Raw genomic sequence first — 22,983 nt, 5'->3', positions numbered from 1 at the left:
TCCCCAATCCCGGCTCCCGATCAATAGCGCTTGATCCCCGCCACCGTGCAGCCCTCGATATGCGCATGCGCGGACGCCGCGTTCTCCTTCTGCCCGCGGGCCAGGCGCGATTGCTCGATGGTGGCCCAGTGGCGGCGGCACAGCGGGCCGGTCTGCGAGCCCAGGTCGATGGCGCGCTTGGCGAAGGCCTCGGCGCCCGCGTCGTCCTTCAGCAGCAAGGCCAGTTCGGCGCGGTCCTGCAGCAGCGCCGGGTCTTCCGGCACCAGTTGCAGGGCCTGGTCCAGCGCCGCCGCCGCGCCGGCCAGGTCGCCGGCCGCGCGCTTGCGCTTGGCGCTGTCGCGCAGGTCCTCGACCTGCGGATCGCGCAATGGCTGCACGCTCAGTTCGGTGTCGTCGGCACCGCCGCTGGCATCGATCGCGGCCAGGCGCTGCGCCGGAGTGGTGGTGTCCACCGGCGGCGGCGGGGGCGGCGGCGGCGCGCTGACGCAGGAGGCCAGCAGCAGGCTGAGCGTGGCGATGGCGACGGTGGGGGCGTATCGGGTCATGGCAGGCATCCGTGGATCAGTGCGCCGGAGGGGTGGACGCCGCGTCGGCGGGCGGCGTTTCTTTCTTCTTGTCCAGGCCGAACCAGCTGCGCCAGCCGCCGCCGCGGCTCTCCTCGCCCCCCTCGGCCGCTGCAGGCTGGCCTTCTTCGGGCAGCGCCTGCGGCGGCGCGCACGGCGCATACGCCGGGGCGAAACCGACCACGAACGGGAACTGGCGCGCGCCGGGGCAGCTGGGATCGGTGCTGTTGCTGCCGGCCGGGTCCATCCACTGCCAGTCGATGCCCTTGCCCTGCACCTTCAACGGCGAACTCGGCAGCCGCGCGAAGATGTTCGACCACACCCGCATCGCGCCGGTGGCGCCGTACAGGCCGGTCTGCTTGTTCTGGTCGTTGCCGATCCAGATCACCGCCAGATGATCGCCGGTGTAGCCGGCATACCAGCTGTCCACGCCATCGTTGCTGGTACCGGTCTTGCCGGCCGGAGTCAGCTTGCCCAGGCCGTCGCCGAGCAGCTGCCGCGCGGTGCCGTTGCTGACCACCTGCTGCAGCGCCAGCCCGACCAGGTTGGCGGCGACCGAATCGCCTTCCTGCGCCGGCGCCGGCGCCTTGTCGTAGCGCTTGAGCAGCTTGCCCTGCGGATCGAGCACGCCGCGCACCGCGTGCAGCGGCTGGATCTCGCCGCCGGAGGCGAGGAACTGGTACAGCTGGGTCATCGCGTACGGGCTCTGGTCGGTCGCACCCAGGATCAGCGACGGATTGTTCTCGGCCTCCAGCCCGGCCAGCACCTTGATCAGCTGCGCCACCCGCTCCGGCCCGACCTGCATGCCGATCCGCACCGTGGCCTGGTTGTACGAATGCGCGAGTGCATCGACCACGCGCACCGTGCCGTGGCTGCGGTTGTCGGAATTGCCCGGGGTCCAGCGTTTGCCGCGGGCGAGCTGCACCGTCACCGGCGAATCGTCGACCCAGCTGGCCAGCGAGTAGTGGTCCGGCTGCGCCAGCGCCAGCAGATACACGAACGGCTTGAGCAACGAGCCGACCTGGCGTTGCGCCTCGATCGCGCGGTTGAAGCCGGGCTGCGACACGTCGCGGCTGCCGACCACCGCCAGCACGTCGCCGTTGTGGGTGTCGGTCAGCACCAGCCCGGCCTGCAGCGGCGGGCGCTTCTTGTTGGTTTCCAGCGCGGTCAGGGTGCGGGTCACCGCGCCTTCGGCATAGGCCTGCGCCGACGGCGACATGCCGGTCAGCACGCTCAGCCCGGCGCCCTGCAGCGCGCTTTCCGGGTAGTCGCGCGCCAGCTGGCGGCGCACCAGGTCCACGTAGGCCGGGAAGCGGTTGGCCGCGACCAACCCTGGATTGGCCGGCACGCCCAGCGGCGCGGCGAGCGCCTTGCGGTACGTGGGCTCGTCGATCAGCTCGCTCTCGCGCAGCTTGCCGAGCACGAAGTTGCGCCGGTCCAGCGCACGCTCGGGGAAGCGCCGCGGATCGTAGTACGACGGTCCCTTGACCAGGCCGATCAGCAGCGCCACCTGCTCCGGCGGCAGCGAATCCAGCTCGCGCCCGAACCAGAACTCTGCGCCCGAGGCCACGCCATGGATCGCCTGGCTGCCGCGCTGGCCCAGGTAGACCTGGTTCAGATAGGCCTCGAGGATGGTGCGCTTGTCGTAGCGCGCCTCCATGATCAGCGCGTACAGGATCTCGTTGAACTTGCGGGTGAGCGTCTGCTCCTTGCCGATGCCGAGCAGGCCGCTGCGCGCCAGCTGCTGGGTCAGGGTGCTGGCGCCCTGCCGGCTCTTGCCGCCGGAGCGCACCATCACCCACGCCGCGCGCACCATGCCGCTGAGGTCGATGCCGTGGTGGTAGTTGAAGTCGCGGTCTTCCACCGCCTGCAGGCCGGTGACCAACAGCTCGGGCACTTCGTCCACCCGCACCAGCCGCCGCTCTTCCTGTTTTTGCCCGTACAAGGTGGCGATGCGCGCCGGATCCAGGCGCGCGGCGGTCAGCGATTTGCGCGTCTGCGCATCGCGCAGCGCCGCCACGCGGCCGCCGGACAGGCTCACTTCCACGCGCCTGGGCGCGACCCGGCCGTCCACGTCGATGTAGCCGCGGCTGGCGATGACGAAGCGGCTGCCCTCCTGCTGGTAGGTGCCTGGGCGCTGCGCGCCGGCGTCCTCGCGGTAGCTGGCGGCATCCAGTTCGGTCTTCAGCGTCTGCGCGTCCATCGCCGTGTCCGGCGCCAGCGCCAGCGGGCGGGCGTAGACCCGGGTCGGGATCTGCCAGCGCAGTTCGCCGAAGCGCTGCGTGACCTGCTTGTTCAGATAGACCGTGTACGGGATCAGGAAGCCCAGGCCCAGCGCGGCAGCGGCCAGGCCCCAGGTGAGCAGGCGCCGGCGCCAGGGCGAGGCGCCGCTGTCGAGATCGTCGGTATCCTGATCGTCGGTGTCGTTGTCGTCGTAGCGTCGTGGCACGGGGATGCGAGAATGTAAATTCCGGCGAGTCTAGCGCAGGCCAGCAGGCAGCGCGGCGCGGGGTCCCCTTTGTTTAAGCTGGAGTTGTAACGGATGTCGATGTCCTGGGCGAACCTGCGCTACGCCCTGAACCGTTTTGCCGGCCTGCTGCGGCGCGGCCTGGTCAGCCTGCGCTCGCGCGGCTGGCGCAGCACCTGGCAGCGGCTGCGGGTGCATGCGCAGCCGTTGCCGCCGCCGCGGCGCACGCTGTTCGCGGTCGCGCCGCAACCGTTCGCCGCCTTCGCGGTGCCGGCCAGCGACGCGCCGCTGGCCAGCATCGTGATTCCGGTCTACAACCACGTCGCGCACACCCTCGCCTGCCTGCGCGCGTTGGCCGCGCACCCGCCGGCGGCGGCCTGCGAGATCCTGGTGATCGACGACGGCAGCAGCGACGAGACCGTGCAGTGGCTGCCGCAGATCCAGGGCCTGCACTACCACGTGCGCGGCCGCAACGGCGGCTTCATCGCCACCTGCAACGACGGCGCGGCGCGCGCGCGCGGCCGCTACCTGGTGTTCCTCAACAACGACACGGTGCCGCAGCCGGGCTGGCTGGATGCATTGCTGGACACCTTCGCGCAGGTGCCGCAGGCCGGCCTGGTCAGCGCGCAGCTGCTGTACCCGGACGGGCGCCTGCAGGAAGCCGGCGGCGTGGTCTTCGCCGACGGCAGCGCCTGGAGCTACGGCCGCTTCGAATCGCCGGAGGATCCGCGCTACGCCTACCTGCGCGACATCGACTACGGCGCCGGCGCGGCGCTGGCGATCGAGCGCGACCGTTTTCTGGCGCTGGGCGGCTTCGACACGCGCTACATGCCGGCCTACTACGAAGACACCGACCTGGCGTTCGCCGTGCGCCAGGCCGGACTGCGCACCCTGCTGCAGCCGGCGAGCCAGGTGGTGCACGACGAGGGCACCAGCAACGGCACCGACACCGGCAGCGGCATCAAGGCCTACCAGGTGCGCAACCGCGGCGTGTTCGCGGCCAAATGGGCCGACGTCCTGGCGCAGCAGCTGCCGCCGGGCACCACGCCGAGCCCGGCACAATTGCACCGGCACCAGCGCCAGGTGCTGATCATCGACGAGGCGCTGCCGCAGCCGGACCGCGACTCGGCCTCGCTGCGCCAGCTCAACCTGATCCGCCTGCTGCTGCAGGAAGGCGCGCACGTGGTGCTCGTGCCCAGCGGCCGCGAGTACGCCAGCCGCCACAGCGAAGCGCTGCAGCGGCTCGGCGTGGAAGTGTGGTACGCGCCGTATCTGAAGAGCCTGGCCGGCTTCCTGCTGGAGCACGGCGCGCGCTTCCATGCGGTGCTGCTGGTGCGCCACCACGTCGCCCATGCCTGCCTGCCGCTGCTGCGCCGCTTCGCGCCGCAGGCGCGGCGGCTGTTCGATACCGTCGATCTGCACTACCTGCGCGAGCGCCGCGGCGCCGAGCTGGCCGGCGACGCGCGCCTGCTGCGCGAGGCCGAACGCACCCGCGCGCGCGAACTGGAGGTGATGGCCCAGGTCGACGTCACCGTGCTGGTCAGCGGCGTCGAGCGCGAACAGCTGCAGCGCGAGGCGCCGCAGGTGCGCACCGCGCTGATCTCCAATCTGCACGAAGTGGCCGGACCGGGCCTGCCGTGGGCGCAGCGCCGCGACCTGGTGTTCGTCGGCGGCTTCCGCCATGCGCCCAACGTGGATGCGGTGCGCTGGTTCCTGCAGGACATATTCCCGCCGCTGCGCGCGCTGCTGCCGGAACTGCGCTTCCACTGCATCGGCGCCGACATGCCCGACGACATCCGCCGTCTCGGCGCCGCCACGCCCGGCGTGGAATTGCTCGGCTACGTGCCGGACATCGCCGCCTACATGGACGGGATCCGCATCGCGGTGGCGCCGCTGCGCTTCGGCGCCGGGGTCAAGGGCAAGGTCAACCTGAGCATGGCGCACGGGCAACCGGTGGTGGCCACGCCATGCGCGGTGGAAGGCATGCACCTGCGCCACGGCGAAGACGTGCTGATCGCCGACACCGCACCGCAGTTCGTCGCCGCGCTGGCGCAGCTGTACACCGACGAGGCCTTGTGGAACACCCTCGCCGGCAACGGCCTGCGCAACATCGCCACCCACTTCTCGCTGGACGCGGCGCGCGCCACGGTGCGGCAGGTGTTTCTGGACTAGGGCGGCTGCGTCCGGTTGCCGCCCGACAGGGCCGGATCGTCGGATAGAAGCGGCGTTGGCGGGAGTCGGTCGGGCCATCGACCCGATGCGCTACCGCTGATGTGCTACCGCTAACGCGTCGCGGCTGAAGCCGCTCCTACAGTGCATCCGGCAAGCTTCTGTAGGAGCGGCTTCAGCCGCGACGGATACCACAACAGTGTCGCCATCGTCTGGGCTGAAGCCCCTTACACAGTGCAACCAGCAGGTGACCGACTGGCCCCTGTGGGAGCGACTTCAGTCGCGACGAACGAAGCGATGGACCCGACAGTTTCGGATAACGTCCGAAGCAACGTCAGCACGAAGCCGGCCAGCTCCTGCAGCAGGGTTTCCCTGCAGCCTCACGCCATCGAACGCGACACAAGCAGCAGCGACACGGCAGGTTTCGGCAGTCACTGAAACGGTCCCTCCGGCAAGGCCAGAAGCCACGCCCAGGCGCTCAACGCCCAGGCGACAGACTGTGCAGACGCCGCGCGAACGCAGCCAGTTCCGGCGTGCCGGGATCGATCGCGCGCGCGCGGCGCAGGGCTTCGCGCGCGAAGTCGGCGTCGCCGGCGCTCAGGCGCTCGTCGCCGACCGCGAGCCAGCGCTGCGCCAGACGCCTGCGCGCCGCAGCCACGCCGTTGCCGCTCGGTGCCAGCGCACGCCAGGCGTCGTAGCACGCGCTCGCCGCCAGCACCCGGTTGCCGCGCAATGCGTCGTCGAAACAGCGCCGCAGCGCCGCCAGCACGCGCTGCTCGGCGCTGCGCACGCGCGCATCGCGCGGCGCCAGCACCTGCGCCGCCTGCAGCGCGTCGTAGGCGCTGCTGCCGGGCGGGGTCAGCCAGTCGCCGCGCGCCTCGGCCGCCTGCAGCTCCGCCAGCACGGTCTGCAGGCGACGCGCGCGCGCGGCCGGCGACAGCGGCGATTGCAGCGTGGCCTGACTCTGCCGTGCCCGCGCCAGCGCCTGCCGCGCGTCGGCCAGCGCACGGCTGTCGGGCGCCACCGCCTGCCCCTTCTGCAGCGCGCGCTCGGCCTCGGCGAAACGAAAATCGGCCGCGGCACGCGTGGCCTGCGCCGCATACGCCGCGGCCACGCGCTCGGCGCTGTCGCGCGCGGCGGATGCATCGGGGGCCGCGGCACGCAGCTTGGCCAGGGCGCGCGCCGCTGCGTCCAGGCGCTGCCGGCGCAACGCGGCATCGGCCTCGCGCTGCAAGGCTTCCAGCGTGCGGTTGAGCGCGGCCTGCGCCGCCGGCAGGTCGACATGCCCGGGGTCGTAGCCGCGGGCGCTGTCCACCAGCGCCGCGGCCGCCGCCACGTCGCCGCGCGCCAGCGCCAGCTGCGCGCGCTGCAGCAATTCGGACAAGGCGTCCTCGCGGCCTTCCAGCGCCTCGGTCCGTTCCGGCGCGAACTCCAGCACCTGCCGGTACAAAGGCAACGCCGCATCCGGGGCGCCATCCAGGCGACCCTCGCGCAGGGCCTGCGCCGCCTTCTGCAGCAACTGGTCCAGTCCCGCATGCGTGGCCTCGCGCTGGCGCAAGGCCGCGTCGATCCGATCGGCATCGGCACGCGGCACCTGCAACGCGCGCGCCAGCGCCAAGGCCGAGCGCACCTGCTCGTAGCGCCCGGCGGCCAGCGCCGCCCGCGCCTGGCCGAGCGCGGCGCGGCCGGTGGCGGCCAGCCCGGCCCGCGCCTGCAGACGGTCGCCGTCCAGCGCCAGCGCCGCCTCGAAGCGCTCGCGCGCGCCGCTGCCGTCGGCCGCACTGAGACGGCCGGCGCGCAAGGCCGCATTGCCTTGGTCGAGCAGTTGCTGGATACGCGTTTCCGGCCACAGCAGATCGGCCAGCGGGCGGCGGAACATCACCAGCGCCAACGCCGCCAGCAGCAAGGCCGCCAGCGTCCAGCGCCAGACACGGCGGTCGCGCCACAGCGGCACCGACCGCTGTGGGCGCCGGCGTTCGTCCCTGACCTGATCTGGCGGCTTGCTCACCGCACAAGCTTAGCGTGCGTGCATGGCAAGACCGTGCATGCGCGCCGCGCGGCCCGGGTCAGCCCAGGCGCCGCGCCTCGTCCACCCCGGGCAGCGCATCCAGCTTGCCGAGCAAGGTGGACAGCTGCCCGTAGTCGCCGACCTTCAAACGCAGCCGCAGCTGCGTGCGGCCGCTGTCGCGCACGTTGTCGCTGTTGATCTCCAGCACGTGCGCGTCCTCCTGCGCGATCAGGTTGGTGATGTCCTTGAGCAGCCAGCGCCGGTCCATCGCCCGCACCAGCACGTCCACCTCGTAACCGCCGCCGGCCTGGCCCCACTCCACCGGCAATACCCGTTGCGGGTTGCCGGCGGCGAGCCGGGCGAAGGACGCGCAATCGACCCGGTGCACGGTGACGCCGCGGGTGCGGGTCAGGTAGCCGGCGATCGGTTCGCCGGCGACCGGCTGGCAGCAACGCGCCAGCTGCACCAGCAGGTTGCCCACGCCCTGCACAGTGAACTTGGACTTGGCCAGCCCGCTGCGGCGTGCGGTCGGGCGCGGCATGGCCGGCGCCGCCGGTTGCGCCGCGGCGCGTTCGGCCTCGTGCAGGGCGCGGCCGACCTGACTCGGGCCGACGTCGCCCAGCGCGACCTGGATGTACAGCTCCTCGATGCCGTCGGCATGGAACTTCTTCGCCGCCGGCAACAGGTCGGCGTGCTGCAGGCCCAGGCGCTTGAGTTCGCGTTCGAGCAGGTCCTTGCCGGCCTGCACGTTGCGCGCGCGGTCGAGCTTGTGGAACCAGGCGCGCACCTTGTCGCGCGAACGGCCGCTGGCCAGGTAGCCGTTGGCCGGCAGCAGCCAGTCGCGGCGCGGCTCGGCCTCCTTGCCGGTGAGGATCTCGACGCGGTCGCCGCTGCGCAGCTTGTGGGTCAGCGGCACGATGCGGTTGTTGACCTTGGCGCCGCGGCAGCGGTGCCCGACCATCGTGTGCACGTGGTAGGCGAAATCCAGCGGCGTGGCGCCCTGCGGCAGGTCGATCACCTCGCCCATCGGGGTCAGCGCATAGACCCGGTCCTCGACCAGCTCGGCATCGAGCGCGCCGGCCAGCCCGCCCTGCTCGCCGTCCTGCGACTGCTCCAGCAGCTGCCGCATCCAGGTGATCTTGCGGTCGAAGGCCTTCTCCGCGCCCTTGCCGCCTTCCTTGTACTTCCAGTGCGCGGCCACGCCCAGCTCGGCCTGCGCGTGCATCTCGTGGGTGCGGATCTGCACCTCGATCGTGCGCCCTTCCGGGCCGACCACGGCGGTGTGCAGGGAGCGGTAGTCGTTGGCCTTGGGCCGGGCGATGTAGTCGTCGAACTCGCTGGGCACCGGCGCCCACAGCGCGTGCACCACGCCCAGCGCGGCGTAGCAGGCGGCGACGTCGTCGACCATCACCCGCACCGCGCGCAGGTCGTACAGCTGGTCGAAGGCCAGCCGCTTCTTCTGCATCTTCCGCCAGATGCTGTAGATGTGCTTGGGCCGGCCACTGATCTCCGCCTGCAGGCCCTGCTCGCCGAGCGCCTTGGACAGGAGTTTCTTGACCGCTTCGATGTAGCGCTCGCGCGCCACCCGGCTCTCGTCCACCTCGCGCGCGATGCGCCGGTAGGTGTCCGGCTCCAGGTGGCGGAACGCCAGGTCCTCCAGCTCCCATTTCAGCTGCCAGATGCCCAGGCGGTTGGCCAGCGGCGCGTGGATGTCGCGGGTCAGCTGCGCCAGCGCGCGGCGCTGCGCCTCGGGCAGCTTGTCGGCCACGCGCATCTTCGCCAGCTGCCGCGCCAGCAGGATCGGCACCACGCGCAGGTCCTGCACGATCGACAGCAGCAGGCGGCGCAGGCCTTCGCTGTTGCGCCCGGCCTCGCGCCCGGCGTGCAGCGCCCAGACCTGGTCGGCCGCGTCCTGGCCGTCGAGCAGGCCGACCACCGCCTGCGCCCGCGCCGCCGGCGCGACCGGCAACTGCGCCAGCTGCGCGCGCAAGCCGGGCAGGTCGAACAGCAGCGCGGCCAGCAGCGCGGCTTCGTCGGCGGACAGCAGGGCCAGCGCGTCCAGCGTATCGGCCAGCACCGGCCACGGCGCGCGCGCGGTCTGTTCCGGCTGCGCCTGCCAGGCCTGCAGCAGCGCTTCGCGCAGCGCGGGCGCCAACGCGGCGGCGGCCGGGCGCTGCAGCAGCGCCTCAAGGCCGGGATGGGAAGAGTGATTCAAGGACGGACGGTCGTGACGAAGCGGTGCCCCCTACACTAGCGCGCTTGCGCGCCCGCCCACAATTGCGCGCACCCGCCGTGCGCAGCGCCGCGGCCGCACACGCACCGCAAGCTCACTGTGACCGGCTTGCGACTTGGGCCGTCCTTACCGGAATTTTCACACCGCCCGTGGGGGGCAGGCCTATTCTCGAAACCGACGCCGCGCTCGGCTGCGACCGAGGTCGCCGGCGTCGCCCGTGATCCCACCCCGAAGAGGAACGCCCATGAAGAAGTGGAACAAGCCCGTGATCCGCGAAATCTGCGTTGGTGCGGAAATCAACTGTTACGCCTCCGGCGAGCTTTGATCGCGTGTCAGCCCCGTTGCCGAGACGATGCGTGACCGGCCAGGCGCCGTAGACGGAGACCGGATGCACCTCATCGTATTGGGATCGGCGGCCGGCGGAGGGCACCCGCAATGGAACTGCCATACCCCCGCGAGCCTGCGGGCATGGCAACAGCTTGCGGGTGCCCAACGTCGCACCCAGGCCAGCATCGCGGTCAGCGCCGACAACCAGCGCTGGCTGCTGATCAACGCCTCGCCCGATTTCCGCCAGCAACTGCTGGCGACCCCGGCGCTGTGGCCGCAACGCGACCTGCGCCATTCGCCGATCGAGGCCGTGCTGCTGACCAGCGGCGAGATCGACCATATCGCCGGCCTGCTGTCGATGCGCGAAAGTCAGCGCTTCGACCTGCATGGCAGCGGCCGCGTGCTCGACCTGCTGGCACAGAATCCGATCTTCGACGCGCTGCACCCGGCCTACGTGCAACGTCATGCCTTCGCCCTGGACACGCCGCTGTCGCTGCTCGGCCTGCAGGTGACCCCGTTCGCGGTGCCGGGCAAGGTGCCGCTGTTCATGGAGAGCCGCCACAGCGGCGACCTGGCCGGCTCCGACGAGGAGACCCTGGGCCTGACCATCGACGACGGCCGCCACCGCTTCCACTACATTCCCGGCTGCGCGGCGATGACCGACGCGCTGCGCACGCGCCTGCGCGGCGCCGACCTGGTGTTCTTCGACGGCACCCTGTGGCGCGACGACGAGCTGGTGCAGCTCGGGGTCAGCGCCAAGACCGGCCAGCGCATGGGCCACCTCAGCATCGATGGCGAAGCCGGCACCCTGCGCGCGTTCGCCGACCTGGACGTGGCGCGCAAGGTCTTCATCCACATCAACACCACCAACCCGATCCTCGACGCCGGCTCGGCCGAACGCGCGGCGGTGGCCGCGCACGGCTGGGAGGTCGCCCACGACGGCATGGACATCACGCTGTGAAACATCCGCCTGCGAGAACCCGCCTGTGAGCGCACTGCTGAGCCCCGAGCAGCTGGAAGCGGAACTGCGCGCGATCGGCGCGCGCCTGTACCACGACCAGCACCCGTTCCACGCGCTGCTGCATAGCGGCCGGCTCGAACGCGGCCAGGTGCAGGCCTGGGCGCTGAACCGCTACGAGTACCAGCGTTGCATTCCGCTGAAGGATGCGGCGATCCTGGCGCGCATGGACGACCCGGCGCTGCGCCGGATCTGGCGCCAGCGCATCGTCGACCACGACGGCAGCGCCGACGGTGAAGGCGGCATCGCGCGCTGGCTGCACCTGACCGACGCGCTGGGCCTGGACCGCGCGCTCGTGCAATCCGGCCGCGCGCTGCTGCCCGGCACCCGCTTCGCGGTGCAGGCCTACCTGCATTTCGTGCGCGAGAAGAGCCTGCTGGAGGCGATCGCCTCGTCGCTGACCGAGCTGTTCGCGCCGGGCATCATCGGCCGCCGCGTCGCCGGCATGCTGCAGCACTACGATTTCGTCTCGCGCGAGGCGCTGGCGTATTTCGAGCACCGCCTGCACGAGGCGCCGCGCGATTCGGACTTCGCGCTGGACTACGTCAAGCGCCACGCCGACACGGTGGAAAAACAGCAACTGGTGCAGGATGCGCTGCGCTTCAAGTGCGGCGTGCTGTGGTCGCAGCTGGACGCGCTGCACTTCGCCTACGTGCAACCCGGCGTGGCTTGGCCGGACGCGTTCGTCGCCGCACCGGCGCAGGCGGCGGCATGAGCGCCGCGGCGCCCGACAGCTGCCCGCGCCTGGCGGCCGGCGTGCGCCTGCAGCACGACCGCACCCGCGCGCAATGGGTGCTGCTGGCGCCGGAACGGGTGGTCGAACTGGACGAGATCGCGCATGCGATCGTCGCGCGCTGCGACGGCACGCGCTCGCTGGCGGCGATCGCCGCGGAACTGGCCGCGGAGTTCGACGCCGATCCGGCCGAGGTCGAGCGCGACGTGCTCGAGTTGGCCGCGGACCTGCACGGCAAGCGTTTGCTGCGCGCATGAACGCGACCGTGCCGCCGCCGCTGTCGCTGCTGCTCGAGCTGACCCACCGCTGCCCGCTGGCCTGCCCGTACTGTTCCAACCCGATCGCCCTGGCCGGCCTGCGCGAAGAAATGGACACCGCCGGCTGGCGCTCGGCGCTGGACCAGGCCGCGGCGATGGGCGTGTTGCAAGCGCATTTTTCCGGCGGCGAACCGATGCTGCGCAAGGACCTGCCCGAGCTGGTCGCGCATGCAAGGGCACTGGGTCTTTACAGCAATCTGATCACCTCCGGCGTGGCCGGCGGCGCGCCGATGCTGGCGCAGCTCGCCGCGGCCGGGCTGGAGCACGTGCAATTGAGCGTGCAGGACGCCGACGCGGCCGGCGCCGACCTTATCGCCGGCTACCGCGACAGCCTGGCCAAGAAGCGCGCGTTCGCCGCGGCGGTGCGCGCGCTCGAGCTGCCGCTGACGATCAACGCGGTGATCCACCGGCACAACGCCGAGCGGGTGCCGGCGATGATCGAACTGGCGCTGGAACTGGGCGCCGAGCGCCTGGAAGTGGCGCACACCCAGTACTACGGCTGGGGCCTGCGCAACCGCGCCGCGCTGATGCCCAGCCGCGCGCAGATCGACGCCACCGTGGTCGCGGTGAGCGCCGCGCGCGAGCGGCTGGGCGAGCGCCTGACCATCGATTTCGTCACCCCCGACTACTACGCGCACCGGCCCAAGGCCTGCATGGGCGGCTGGGGCCAGCGCTTCGTCAACATCTCCCCGCGCGGCGACGTGCTGCCCTGCCACGCCGCCGAAACCCTGCCGGACATGGTGTTCGAAAACCTGCGCGAGCGGCCGCTGGCGGCGATCTGGCAGGACGGCGAGGCGTTCGCCCGCTACCGCGGCACCGCGTGGATGCCGGAGGTATGCCAGGGCTGCCCGAAACGCGAGATCGACTGGGGCGGCTGCCGCTGCCAGGCGCTGGCGCTGAGCGGTGACGCGGCCACGCTGGACCCGGTCTGCGAGCGCGCGCCGGAGCATGCCGCGCTGCAGGCGACGGCACAGCGCGAGGCCGCCGACGCGGCCCCGGCCTTCGTGTACCGGCGCCCGCCACGCACGGCGTCCGCGGCGGAGTTCGGCCCGGGCTGAGCCCCGCGGCAACACGCCCGCTCCGCCCCGTGCAGGCAGCGCCGCGCCGGCCACGTTTGGCGCCGCCGGCGCAGCGTCTTGCGACTACACTACGGCGCACTCCACTGCCCGGATCCCGCCATGCCGCTTGCGCGCCTCACTCCCCTGCTCCTGTGCGCGGCGCTCGCCGTGTCCGCCGCTCCCGCCGCCGCCCAGCGCACCGTCGCCGGCGACCTGCAGACGCAGATGTCGGCGCAGGAATTCAAGGCCGCCGGACTGGACAAGCTGTCGCCGCAGGAACTGAGCGCATTGAACGACTGGCTGCAGGGCAAGGTCGCCAAGGAGACCGCGGTGGCGTTGGAGAAGGCCAAGGAAGAAGGCCGCCAGGAAGTGATCGTGAAGAACCGTGGCTTCTTCGACTTCGGCAGCCAGGAGCCGATCGAAAGCACCCTGGTCGGCGAGTTCACCGGTTTCTCCAAGGGCCGCCGCTACGTGCTGGCCAACGGCCAGGAATGGGAGCAGACCGAGTCCGCCAGTCTGAGCAGCGTGCACCGCAGCGCGCCCAAGGTGCGGATCAAGCCGGGTATTGCCGGCGTGTGGTACATGCAGGTGGACACCTACAACACGCAGGCGAAGGTGCGCCGCGTCAAGTAGGGCGCATGCCGTGAACGTGCGCCAGCATCCGCGGCTGGGCCTGGCCGACGCCTCGCACAGCCTCGCCGACGCGCTGCGCCGGCGCTTCCGCGCCAGCGACGTCTGGTTCATCGCGCTGGCGCTGCTGGTCGGCCTGCTCGCCGGCCTGCTGACCCTGCTGCAAAGCGGCCTGGCGCACGGTGCGCAGGCCTGGCTGTACGGCCTGGATGTCGATGCCCGGCTCAGCGCGATGCCCGAACTGAGCCTGGGCCAGTTGCTGGTGCTGCCGCTGGGCGGGCTGCTGGTCGGCCTGCTCGGCATGGCCGCGCGCGCGCGCAAGCGCCAGCTGATCGATGCGGTCGAAGCCAACGCGCTGTACGGCGGGCGCATGTCGATGCGCGACAACCTGATCGTGTCCGTGCAGACCCTGCTGTCCAACGGCTGCGGCGCCTCGGTCGGGCTGGAGGCGGCGTACACGCAGATGGGCGCCGGCAGCGGCTCGCACCTGGGGCGGATCCTGCGCCTGCGCCGCGCCGACATCCGCACCCTGGTCGGCGCCGGCGCCGGCGCGGCCATCGCCGCCGCGTTCGGCGCGCCATTGGCCGGCGCGTTCTACGCATTCGAGATCGTGATCGGCGCGTACTCGCCATCGGCGCTGGCGCCGGTGGCGGTGGCCTCGCTGGGCGCGGTATTCGTGGCCCAGGTCGCCGGCGTGCAGCCGTATCTGCTGCCGGCCTCGGCGGCGTCAGCGCTGGAAGCGCGCGACTACGTGCTGTACGCCTTGCTCGGGGTGATCTGCGCGCTGCTGGCGGTGGCGGTGATGCGCCTGGTCGGTGCGATCGAGCAGGCGGTCAACCGCAGCCCGCTGCCGCGCTGGGCGCGGCCGGTGGCCGGCGGCCTGATGCTGATCCCGCTGGCGCTGATCACCCCGCAGGTGCTGTCCTCCGGTCACGGGGCGCTGCACCTGGACCTGACCAGTCCGACCTCGCTGCGCTGGCTGGGCGTGCTGTTGCTGCTCAAATGCCTGGCCTCGGGCATTTCCCTGGGCTTCGGCTTCCGCGGCGGCCTGTTCTTCGCCTCGCTGTTCATGGGCTCGCTGGTCGGCGGCCTGTTCGCCGGCCTGCTGAACCTGGGCACCGGCATGGCGCTGGTGGACGGCACCGCCGCCTCGCTGGCGGGCATGGCCGCGCTGGCCGCGGCGGTGGTCGGCGCGCCGATGACGATGGCGATGCTGGTGCTCGAGGGCACCCACGATTTCGTGCTGGCCAGCGCGGTGATGGTGGCGGTGCTGGTGGCCAACACCATCGTGCGCCAGGTGTTCGGCTATTCGTTCTCGACCTGGCGCCTGCACCTGCGCGGGGAGACCATCAAGAGCGCGCGCGACGTGGGCTGGGTCAAACACCTGAACGCCGGACGGATGATGCGCCAGGACGTGCACCCGCTCGCCGCCGGCACCTCGGTGGCCGAGTTCCGCCGCCGCTTTCCGCTCGGCTCGGGCGTGCGCGTGGTGCTGGAAGACGAACACGGCCATTACGCAGGGCTGGTGACGCTGGCCGCGGCCTACGCCGACGGCGTGAATGCCGACGCGCCCATCGCCGACTACGCCGGCAACCGCGACGTGGCGCTACGCGCCGAGACCGACGTGGTCACCGCGATGCGCCAGTTCGACCTGACCCAGAGCGACGAACTGGCGGTGGTCGATGCACAGGGCAAGGTGCTCGGCGTGCTCACCGAGAGCTTCGTGCGCAAGCGCTACGCCGAAGAGCTGGACAAGCGCCAGCGCGAGCTGATGGGCGAGCGGGTGGATGATTGAGGGGCCGGGATTTGGGATTCGGGATTCGGGATTCGTAGAAGCAACTACGGATGTCTGATCGCGCGATTTGCGTTTTTTACGAATCCCCAATCCCGAATCCCGAATCACCGCAACTGAGCCACCCGCTGCGCCAGCTTCTTCGCCGAGATCCCGGCCTTGGCGCCCAGCTCCTGCGCGAACAGCGACACGCGCAGTTCCTCCAGGTCCCAGCGCAGCGCCTGCCACTGCGGATCGCTGCTGCGCCCGGCCGCGGCGGCATCGGCCAGTGCATCGGCAAACGGCTTGAGTTCCAGCATCCGCGCCTGATCGCGCGCCGGATCGCGCTTGGCGCGCTCGGCACGCAGGATCATCGCGCGCAGGTAGCGCGGGAACTGCGCCAGCGCGGTCGCCGGCGTCTCGCGCAGGAAGCCCGGATGCACCAGCGCCGCCAGCTGCGCGCGCAGGTCGTCGAGGTTGCCGCTGGCCCAGCCCATCAGCGGCGATTCCAGCTGCGGCTTCAATTCCGCCGCCGCGCCCATGATCGCCTCGGCCAGCTTCAGCCGCTCCATCGCCTCGCCGAACAACTGCTTGCCGACGGCATCGCGGCGCTGGGCGAAGCTGCCCGGGTCGCGGATCGCGTCCAGACCCGCTTCGAGCAAGGCATTCAACGCCGCATCGACCAGGTCGCCGCGCAGCCGCTCCTGCGACTCGATCGCCGCATACAGCAGCCCGGTCTTCGGCGACACCGGCAGCTGCTTGCGCGCCTGCTTGACCTTGTCGGCCAGCGCGATCTCCAGCAAGCGGCGCACGCCGCGCGGATGTTCGGCCTCGGCCTGGGCGCGGTCGGCGAAGATGCGCAGCGCCGCGGCCTCGCCTTCATCGACGAGCGCCGGATACGCCGGCACCCCCGCTTCGCCTGGCACCTGCAGCGGAATCGGCGCGGACGGGAACTCGCGCAGCCCGTCCGCGGCCATCTCGCGTCCGGCGCGCGCGGCGAACGCCTGTCCGGCGCGGTCGCCGAACCGCGCTCGCAACGCGTCCAGGTCGCGCGACTCGGCCAGCACCTTGCCGGCGTCGTCGCGCAGCCGCAGGTTCATGCGCAGATGCGGTTCCAATGCGCTTTCGTCGAAGTCCAGTGCGCTCAGCGCCGCGCCGGTGGCGCGCTGCAGGAAACGCGCCAGTTCGCCGCGCAGGTCGTCGGCGCTGGGCTGCGGGAACGCCTCGTAGAAGGCGCGTGCGAAATCCGGTGCCGGCACGTAGTTGCGGCGCAGCGCCTTGGGCAGGCTGCGGATCAGCGCCGCGGCCTTGTCGGCGACGAAGCCCGGCGCCAGCCACGACAGCCGCGCCGCATCCAGCGCGTTGAGCAGGTGCAGCGGCACTTCCAGGGTCACGCCGTCGTCGGCCGCGCCCGGCTCGAAGGTGTAGTGCAGCGCCAGGCGCGCATCGCCGAGCGCGAAATACTTCGGATAGCGGTCGGCCTCGCTGCCTTCGCCGGGCAACAGGTCGGTCAGCGTCCACTGCAGCGCGCGCCGCTGCTCCGGCGGCAAGCTCTTCCACCACGCGTCCAGGCCTGCTGCCGAATGGATCTCGCCGGGAATCCGGTCCAGATACCAGCGCGCCTGCCAGTCCTCGTCGGCGACGATGCCGGCGCGGCGCAGCTTGGCTTCTTCCTCGTGCGCCTGCGCCAGCACTTTCTGGTTGTCGGCGACGAAGCTGGCCCGGGTGTTGATCTCGCCCGGCACCAGGCCCTGGCGCACGAACAGTTCGTGCGCGCCGGGCGGATCGATGCGGCCGTAATGCACCGGCTTCTTCGGCGCCAGCACCAGCCCGAACAGGCTGATCTGCTCGGAGGCCAGCACCTGCCCCTGCGCGCGCGACCAATGCGGGTCGAAATGCTTGCGCGCCAACAGGTGCGGCAACTCGGCGATGACCCAGTCCGGCTCGACCGCGGCATTGGTCAGGCCCCACACCTTCTGCGTGTCCAGCAACGTGGCCGGCAGCACCCACGGCGGCGGCTTGCGGGCAAGCGTGGAGCCGGGGAACAGCAGGAAGCGGCGCTGCCGCGGCGCCAGGAAATCGCCCTTCTCGGTGCGATGGCCGACCTGCGTCGGCAGGCCGGCGAGCAGCGCGCGGTGCAGCGCCTGGTAGGCGGCGGCGCGCTCGCGCTCGCTGGCGCGCGGCGCGTCGTCGGTTGCGTTGGCGGGCGGCGCAGACTTGGGCGCGACCGGTGCGACCGGCGCCGGCTCGCTGCGCCCTTCGCGCGCCAGCCGGGCGGCGCGATGCAGCTGCCCGCGCGTGGCGCGTGCGCTGGTCTCGGCATCTCGGGCAGGCGGCGGCGACGCGGCACCGGCCAGCAGCGGCAGCAGCGAGGCCGTCGCCGGCTCCTCGCTCCAGCCCAGCTCTTCGCACAGCAGATGCAATTGGCGATGCAGTTCGCGCCATTCGCGCATGCGCAGGAAACCCAGGAAATGGCGCCCGCACCAGTCGCGCAGCTTGGACTGGGTCAGCTCCTCGTGCGCCTGCCGGTAGCCGTCCCACAGGCGCAGGATGCCGACGAATTCCGAGCGTGCATCGGCGAACTTCGCGTGCGCGTTGTCGGCCGCCTCGCGCGCCTCCGGCGGGCGTTCGCGCGGGTCCTGAATGCCCAGGAACGCGGCGATCACCAGCATCGGCCGCAGGCAGCCGTGCTGTTGCGCGGCCACCAGCATCCGCGCCAGCTTCACGTCCACCGGCAGCCGCGCCATCTTGCGGCCGATCTCGGTGAGCTTGCGCACGCCATGGCGGTCCGGCTCGCCGACCGCGCCCAGTTCCACCAGTTGCTGCCAGCCATCGGCCACCGCGCGCTCATCCGGCGGCTCCAGGAACGGAAAATCCTCGATCCGCCCCAGGCCCAGCTGCAGCATGCGCAGGATCACCCCGGCCAGGCTGGAGCGGCGGATCTCCGGATCGGTGAATTCCGGGCGCGCCTGGAAATCGGCCTCGGCGTACAGCCGGTAGCAGATGCCCTCGGCCACGCGCCCGCAGCGGCCCTTGCGCTGGTTGGCGCTGGCCTGCGAGATCGGCTCGATGTGCAGCCGGTCCAGCTTCTGCCGCGGGCTGTAGCGCTTGACCCGCGCATAGCCCGGATCGACCACGTAGCGGATCCGCGGCACCGTCAGCGACGTCTCGGCGACATTCGTGGCCAGCACCAGGCGCCGCCGCGGGCCGGGATTGAACACCCGGTCCTGGTCGCTGTTGGACAGCCGCGCGTACAGCGGCAGCACTTCGGTCTCGCGGTACTTGCGCCGCTCCAGCGCCTGGTGCGCATCGCGGATCTCGCGCTCGCCCGGCAGAAACACCAGCACGTCGCCGCGCGGATCCAGCCGGGTGATCTCGTCCACCGCGGCCACGATTGCCTCGTTGACGGAGAGGCCGGGAGTGGGGATTCGGGATTCGGGATTGGAAACGGCGGATGGCCGCGAGCGCTCGGCATCCCGTGCTTCCGCCGATCCCGAATCCCGAATCCCCAATCCCGGCTCTTCCAGCGGCCGGTAGCGCACTTCCACCGGGAACGTGCGGCCCTCGACGCTGATCACCGGCGCGCCGTCGAAATGTTCGGCGAAGCGCGCGGTGTCGATCGTCGCCGAAGTCACGATGACCTTCAGGTCCGGGCGCTTGCGCAGCAACTGCTTCAGATAGCCGAGCAGGAAATCGATGTTGAGGCTGCGCTCGTGCGCCTCGTCGACGATGATCGTGTCGTAGCTGGACAGCCAACGGTCGCTGGCGATCTCGGCCAGCAGGATGCCGTCGGTCATGAACTTGATCCGGGTCTCCTCGCCGACCCGGTCGTTGAAACGCACCTGGAAGCCCACCGCGCCGCCCACCGGCGTGCGCAGTTCCTCCGCCACGCGCGCGGCCACCGCGCGCGCGGCTAGGCGCCGCGGCTGGGTGCAGCCGATCATGCCGGCGGCACCGCGGCCGGCGGCCAGGCACAGCTTCGGCAGCTGCGTGGTCTTGCCCGAGCCGGTCTCGCCGGCGATGACCACCACCTGGCGCGCGCGGATCAGCGCCACGATGCGCTCGGCCTCGCGCGCGATCGGCAACTGCGCGTCCAGGGTGATCGCCGGCTGCGCCGCCGCGCGCGCCTCGCAGCGCGCCCGCGACTGCAGCAGCGCTTGGTCGAACGCTGCCTCCAATGCGGGATTGCCGGGCGCGGCCTGCCAGCGCGACCATAGGCCCAGCAAGCGGCCACGGTCGCGGGTCAGCGCCCCGCCGATCGCATCGCGGCGCTCGCGCAGGCGGGTGGCCAGGTGTTTTTCGATAGTGCTCATCAATCGGGTGCCATTGAACTTTGAATAACAGCGCATGCTTTAGTCTGTCTATTGTGACGCCATATCGTTCCCAACCCCTCAAGAGGATTCCCTGATGGCCAAGAGCAAGACCCCCGGCAAGACCAAGAGCGCCGCCAAGCAGGCCGCATCCACCACGCCACTGGCGGCGCTGGCGCCGTCCGCGCCCAATATCGATATCGGGATCAGCGGCGGCGACCGCAAGAAGATCGCCGACGGCCTGTCGCACGTCATGGCCGACGCGTTCACCCTGTACCTGAAGACCCACAACTTCCACTGGAACGTGACCGGGTCGATGTTCAATTCGCTGCACCTGATGTTCGAGACCCAGTACACCGAGCAGTGGGCGGCGCTGGACGACATCGCCGAGCGCATCCGCGCGCTGGGCTTCAACGCGCCGGGCTCGTACAAGGAATTCGCCGCGCTGACCTCGATCCCGGAAGAGCCGGGCCTGAGCGACAGCGCCGACTGGCGCGAGATGGTGCGCCAGCTGGTGGTCGGCAACGAGGCGCTGTGCCGCACCGCGCGCAAGGCGCTCACGACCGCCGACGATGCCGGCGACGACCCGTCGGTGGACATGCTGACCCAGCGCCTGCAGACCCACGAGAAGTACGCGTGGATGCTGCGTTCGCTGCTGCAGTAAGGGTACGACCACGCCTGCGCAGCAGGCATGGCCTCCCAGAGTTTGCGTCGCAAACTCTGGGCCCCAGCTTCGTGGCTTCCAATCCCCGCGCCTGCGGCGCGCCCCCTTACTAAGGGGGCTTGCACGCCGAGGCTTCAATGCGAGGGCTGGATCGCTGGCGTCATGCATACTGGCGGGCGGGCTACCGCCCGCTTGCATGGACGTTCGATGAGCGCTTCGTATCCCTCGCTGCGTCTACCGTTGCTGGCCATTGTGCTGGGATGCGCCTTTGGAATCGCCGCTGGCCTGGCCGCGGGCTTTCATGCGTGGTGGCAGTTGGGCGACTCGGGTGTGCCCACCAACGGTGGCCATGGCCTGGTCGCATTGCTGCTCGCGGTGCTGACCGCGATCGGCTACAGCGTCAGTTTCCTGGTGCCCGCGCTGAACTGGTTCGCCGCGGTGTGGGCCGGCTGCGTCGCGTTGGCCCTGTCCATCGACCTGTGCCAGGGGCGCCAGCGCAGCGTGCCCAAGGTCGCCGCGCTGACCTTGCTGGTGCTGGCGAGCGGGCTGGGCCTGCTGGCGATGTCGGCATGGGCGCGCGGCTACGATCCCGGCCATCCGGCGCAATTGCTGGCGATGATCGCGCCGGCGCTGGCGTGCTCGGCGGCATTGCTGCTCGCGCTGCCGGTGCTGTTGATCGGCCACTTCGTCGGCAGGCGCCGTGCGCGTCGGGCAATGCCTACGCACGCGGCCGCTGGCGCCTGACACCGCGGTGCGTGGCGGCGACGGGCTGCCGCGCTTGACCTACGCGGTATCCTAGAGGCATGCAATCTTCCGCCCATTCCGTGCTCAGCCGCGTGTTCGGCTACGACCAGTTCCGCGGTCCGCAGCAGGACATCGTCGAACATGTCGCCGCCGGCCAGGACGCGCTGGTGCTGATGCCCACCGGCGGCGGCAAGTCGCTGTGCTACCAGATCCCCTCGCTGCTGCGCGACGGCACCGGCATCGTCATCTCGCCGCTGATCGCGCTGATGCAGGACCAGGTCGAGGCGCTTCGCCAGCTCGGAGTGCGCGCCGAATACCTCAATTCCACGCTGGACGCCGAGACCGCGCAGCGGGTCGAGCGCGAGCTGCTGGCCGGCGAGCTGGACCTGCTGTACGTCGCCCCCGAACGCCTGCTGACCCCGCGCTTCCTGTCCCTGCTCGAACGCAGCCGCATCGCCCTGTTCGCGATCGACGAGGCGCACTGCGTGTCGCAATGGGGCCACGATTTCCGCCCCGAGTACCGGCAGCTCACCGTACTGCACGAGCGCTGGCCGCAGATCCCGCGCATCGCCCTGACCGCCACCGCCGATCCGCCGACCCAGCGCGAGATCGCCGAACGCCTGGACCTGACCCAGGCGCGCCACTTCGTCAGCTCCTTCGACCGCCCCAACATCCGCTACACCGTGGTGCAAAAGGACAACAGCAAGCGCCAGCTGCTGGATTTCCTGCGCGCGCATCGCGGCAGCGCCGGCATCGTCTACTGCATGTCGCGGCGCAAGGTCGAGGAGACCGCCGAGTTCCTGGCCAGGGAAGGGCTCAATGCCCTGCCCTACCACGCCGGCCTGCCGGCCGAGCTGCGCGCCGCCAACCAGCGCCGTTTCCTGCGCGAGGACGGCATCGTGATGTGCGCCACCATCGCCTTCGGCATGGGCATCGACAAGCCGGATGTGCGCTTCGTCGCGCATACCGACCTGCCCAAGTCGCTGGAAGGCTACTACCAGGAAACCGGCCGCGCCGGCCGCGACGGCGAAGCCGCCGAGGCCTGGCTGTGCTATGGCCTGGGCGATGTGGTGCTGCTCAAGCAGATGATCGAACAGGGCGAGGCCGGCGAGGACCGCAAGCGGGTGGAGCGGCGCAAGCTCGACCAGCTGCTGGGCTATTGCGAATCGATGCAATGCCGCCGCCAGGTGCTGCTGGCCGGCTTCGGCGAAACCTATCCGCAGCCCTGCGGCAACTGCGACAACTGCCTGAGCCCGGCCGCGGCCTGGGACGCCACCGTCGCCGTGCAGAAGGCGCTGAGCTGCGTCTACCGCAGCGGCCAGCGCTTCGGCGTCGGCCACCTGATCGACATCCTGCGCGGCAGCGACGGCGAGAAGATCAAGCAGTTCGGCCACGACCAGCTCAGCACCTACGGCATCGGCAAGGACCTGGACGCGCGCACCTGGCGCGGCGTGTTCCGCCAGCTGGTCGCCACCGGGCTGCTGGAAGTGGACAGCGACGCCTACGGCGGGCTGCGCCTGACCGACGCCAGCCGACAGGTGCTCAAGGGCGAGCGCCAGATCATGATGCGCCGCGAAGCGCCGAGCCGCGGCCGCGAACGCGGCGACCGCAGCGGCAGCCCGCGCACCGGCGTCCCGGTGCAGCCGCAGGACCTGAACCTGTTCAACGCGCTGCGCGACCTGCGCGCCGGCCTGGCCAAGGAGCAGAACGTCCCGGCGTTCGTGATCTTCCACGACAGCACCCTGCGCAATATCGCCGAACAGCGCCCCACCAGCCTGGACGAGCTGGGCCATGTCGGCGGCATCGGCGGCACCAAACTGGCCCGCTACGGCCAGCAGCTGATCGATATCGTGCTGCAGCAAGGCTAGGGCGCGCCATCAATCCCCAAGCAGATCGCGCCGCTCGCGTGCGTGCACGAGGCAAGCAATAGAAGGCGTGGAGGACGGTTCCATTCAGGCGATGACGTAGCGC

The 22,983-nt window shown here is 71.1% G+C and carries 16 protein-coding genes; 11 read left to right on the top strand and 5 right to left on the bottom strand.

Annotated elements, in window-relative coordinates; genetic code table 11:
• Positions 1 to 20 precede the first annotated feature (20 nt).
• Complete coding sequence (locus AB3X08_RS06320) at positions 21 to 545, bottom strand: hypothetical protein (RefSeq protein ID WP_369936986.1); 525 nt, start codon at positions 543 to 545, stop codon at positions 21 to 23.
• Between the two features lie 16 nt (positions 546 to 561).
• Positions 562 to 3,012, bottom strand: coding sequence for a penicillin-binding protein 1B (mrcB, locus tag AB3X08_RS06315; RefSeq protein ID WP_369936985.1), 2,451 nt, complete (start codon positions 3,010 to 3,012; stop codon positions 562 to 564).
• A gap of 93 nt (positions 3,013 to 3,105) precedes the next feature.
• Here mrcB and AB3X08_RS06310 point away from each other — a divergent pair, with 93 nt between their 5' ends.
• Positions 3,106 to 5,202: a glycosyltransferase gene (locus AB3X08_RS06310; RefSeq protein WP_369936982.1), complete on the top strand. Its 2,097-nt coding sequence runs from the start codon at positions 3,106 to 3,108 to the stop codon at positions 5,200 to 5,202.
• 475 nt (positions 5,203 to 5,677) lie between these two features.
• Here AB3X08_RS06310 and AB3X08_RS06305 read toward each other — a convergent pair whose 3' ends face one another.
• Complete coding sequence (locus tag AB3X08_RS06305) at positions 5,678 to 7,078, bottom strand: hypothetical protein (RefSeq protein ID WP_369938454.1); 1,401 nt, start codon at positions 7,076 to 7,078, stop codon at positions 5,678 to 5,680.
• Positions 7,079 to 7,265: 187 nt separating this feature from the next.
• Complete coding sequence (locus AB3X08_RS06300) at positions 7,266 to 9,422, bottom strand: RelA/SpoT family protein (RefSeq protein ID WP_369936981.1); 2,157 nt, start codon at positions 9,420 to 9,422, stop codon at positions 7,266 to 7,268.
• Positions 9,423 to 9,684: 262 nt separating this feature from the next.
• On the opposite strand from AB3X08_RS06300, the gene pqqA reads away from it, so the two are divergent.
• The 7 genes from pqqA (at position 9,685) to AB3X08_RS06265 (ending at position 15,318) form a co-directional block, all read left to right on the top strand.
• Positions 9,685 to 9,765 carry a pyrroloquinoline quinone precursor peptide PqqA gene (gene pqqA, locus AB3X08_RS06295; RefSeq protein WP_010344287.1) on the top strand — a complete coding sequence of 27 codons (81 nt, stop codon included), beginning with the start codon at positions 9,685 to 9,687 and terminating at the stop codon, positions 9,763 to 9,765.
• Between the two features lie 63 nt (positions 9,766 to 9,828).
• Complete coding sequence (gene pqqB, locus AB3X08_RS06290) at positions 9,829 to 10,728, top strand: pyrroloquinoline quinone biosynthesis protein PqqB (RefSeq protein WP_369936980.1); 900 nt, start codon at positions 9,829 to 9,831, stop codon at positions 10,726 to 10,728.
• Positions 10,729 to 10,753: 25 nt separating this feature from the next.
• The gene (gene pqqC / locus AB3X08_RS06285) at positions 10,754 to 11,500 is read left to right on the top strand and encodes a pyrroloquinoline-quinone synthase PqqC (protein WP_191824321.1); all 747 of its coding nucleotides are present in this window, start codon (positions 10,754 to 10,756) and stop codon (positions 11,498 to 11,500) included.
• Positions 11,497 to 11,775 (top strand): pyrroloquinoline quinone biosynthesis peptide chaperone PqqD, encoded by a 279-nt coding sequence (gene pqqD, locus AB3X08_RS06280; RefSeq protein WP_206259897.1) that lies wholly within the window; start codon positions 11,497 to 11,499, stop codon positions 11,773 to 11,775. The genes pqqC and pqqD overlap by 4 nt, the downstream gene beginning before the upstream one ends.
• The gene (gene pqqE, locus AB3X08_RS06275; RefSeq protein WP_369936979.1) at positions 11,772 to 12,893 is read left to right on the top strand and encodes a pyrroloquinoline quinone biosynthesis protein PqqE; all 1,122 of its coding nucleotides are present in this window, start codon (positions 11,772 to 11,774) and stop codon (positions 12,891 to 12,893) included. Before pqqD ends, pqqE begins: the two co-directional genes overlap by 4 nt.
• 120 nt (positions 12,894 to 13,013) lie before the next feature.
• Positions 13,014 to 13,526, top strand: a complete 513-nt coding sequence (locus tag AB3X08_RS06270) for a hypothetical protein (protein WP_369936977.1) — start codon at positions 13,014 to 13,016, stop codon at positions 13,524 to 13,526.
• 16 nt (positions 13,527 to 13,542) lie between these two features.
• Entirely contained in the window at positions 13,543 to 15,318 is a 1,776-nt protein-coding gene (locus tag AB3X08_RS06265; RefSeq protein WP_369938452.1) for a chloride channel protein, read from the top strand.
• 104 nt (positions 15,319 to 15,422) lie between these two features.
• Here the strand turns inward: AB3X08_RS06265 and hrpA are convergent, their stop codons facing one another.
• The gene (hrpA, locus tag AB3X08_RS06260) at positions 15,423 to 19,607 is read right to left on the bottom strand and encodes an ATP-dependent RNA helicase HrpA (RefSeq protein ID WP_369936975.1); all 4,185 of its coding nucleotides are present in this window, start codon (positions 19,605 to 19,607) and stop codon (positions 15,423 to 15,425) included.
• A gap of 94 nt (positions 19,608 to 19,701) precedes the next feature.
• Here hrpA and AB3X08_RS06255 point away from each other — a divergent pair, with 94 nt between their 5' ends.
• From AB3X08_RS06255 to recQ, 3 genes are all read left to right on the top strand, one after another.
• A complete protein-coding gene (locus tag AB3X08_RS06255) occupies positions 19,702 to 20,268 on the top strand; it encodes a Dps family protein (RefSeq protein WP_369936973.1) in 567 nt (188 codons plus the stop codon).
• A 207-nt stretch (positions 20,269 to 20,475) separates the two neighbouring features.
• Positions 20,476 to 21,012: a hypothetical protein gene (locus AB3X08_RS06250; protein WP_369936971.1), complete on the top strand. Its 537-nt coding sequence runs from the start codon at positions 20,476 to 20,478 to the stop codon at positions 21,010 to 21,012.
• A 59-nt stretch (positions 21,013 to 21,071) separates the two neighbouring features.
• Entirely contained in the window at positions 21,072 to 22,880 is a 1,809-nt protein-coding gene (gene recQ / locus AB3X08_RS06245) for a DNA helicase RecQ (RefSeq protein WP_184410827.1), read from the top strand.
• The last annotated feature ends 103 nt before the right edge of the window (positions 22,881 to 22,983 follow it).

Origin of the sequence: Xanthomonas sp. DAR 34887, assembly GCF_041245805.1 — a bacterium.
Lineage (GTDB): Bacteria > Pseudomonadota > Gammaproteobacteria > Xanthomonadales > Xanthomonadaceae > Xanthomonas_A > Xanthomonas_A tesorieronis.
This window is presented reverse-complemented; position numbering and strand designations above follow the sequence as displayed.

What these genes read in the sequence shown, in the direction of transcription:
- AB3X08_RS06255 (WP_369936973.1), top strand. Translation starts at nt 19,702, where the DNA reads ATGGCCAAGAGCAAGACCCCCGGCAAGACCAAGAGCGCCGCCAAGCAG.
- AB3X08_RS06310 (WP_369936982.1), top strand. Translation starts at nt 3,106, where the DNA reads ATGTCGATGTCCTGGGCGAACCTGCGCTACGCCCTGAACCGTTTTGCC.
- AB3X08_RS06270 (WP_369936977.1), top strand. Translation starts at nt 13,014, where the DNA reads ATGCCGCTTGCGCGCCTCACTCCCCTGCTCCTGTGCGCGGCGCTCGCC.
- pqqB (WP_369936980.1), top strand. Translation starts at nt 9,829, where the DNA reads ATGCACCTCATCGTATTGGGATCGGCGGCCGGCGGAGGGCACCCGCAA.
- pqqE (WP_369936979.1), top strand. Translation starts at nt 11,772, where the DNA reads ATGAACGCGACCGTGCCGCCGCCGCTGTCGCTGCTGCTCGAGCTGACC.
- pqqA (WP_010344287.1), top strand. Translation starts at nt 9,685, where the DNA reads ATGAAGAAGTGGAACAAGCCCGTGATCCGCGAAATCTGCGTTGGTGCG.
- AB3X08_RS06305 (WP_369938454.1), bottom strand. Translation starts at nt 7,078, where the DNA reads ATGTTCCGCCGCCCGCTGGCCGATCTGCTGTGGCCGGAAACGCGTATC.
- AB3X08_RS06320 (WP_369936986.1), bottom strand. Translation starts at nt 545, where the DNA reads ATGACCCGATACGCCCCCACCGTCGCCATCGCCACGCTCAGCCTGCTG.
- AB3X08_RS06250 (WP_369936971.1), top strand. Translation starts at nt 20,476, where the DNA reads ATGAGCGCTTCGTATCCCTCGCTGCGTCTACCGTTGCTGGCCATTGTG.
- recQ (WP_184410827.1), top strand. Translation starts at nt 21,072, where the DNA reads ATGCAATCTTCCGCCCATTCCGTGCTCAGCCGCGTGTTCGGCTACGAC.
- pqqD (WP_206259897.1), top strand. Translation starts at nt 11,497, where the DNA reads ATGAGCGCCGCGGCGCCCGACAGCTGCCCGCGCCTGGCGGCCGGCGTG.
- hrpA (WP_369936975.1), bottom strand. Translation starts at nt 19,607, where the DNA reads ATGAGCACTATCGAAAAACACCTGGCCACCCGCCTGCGCGAGCGCCGC.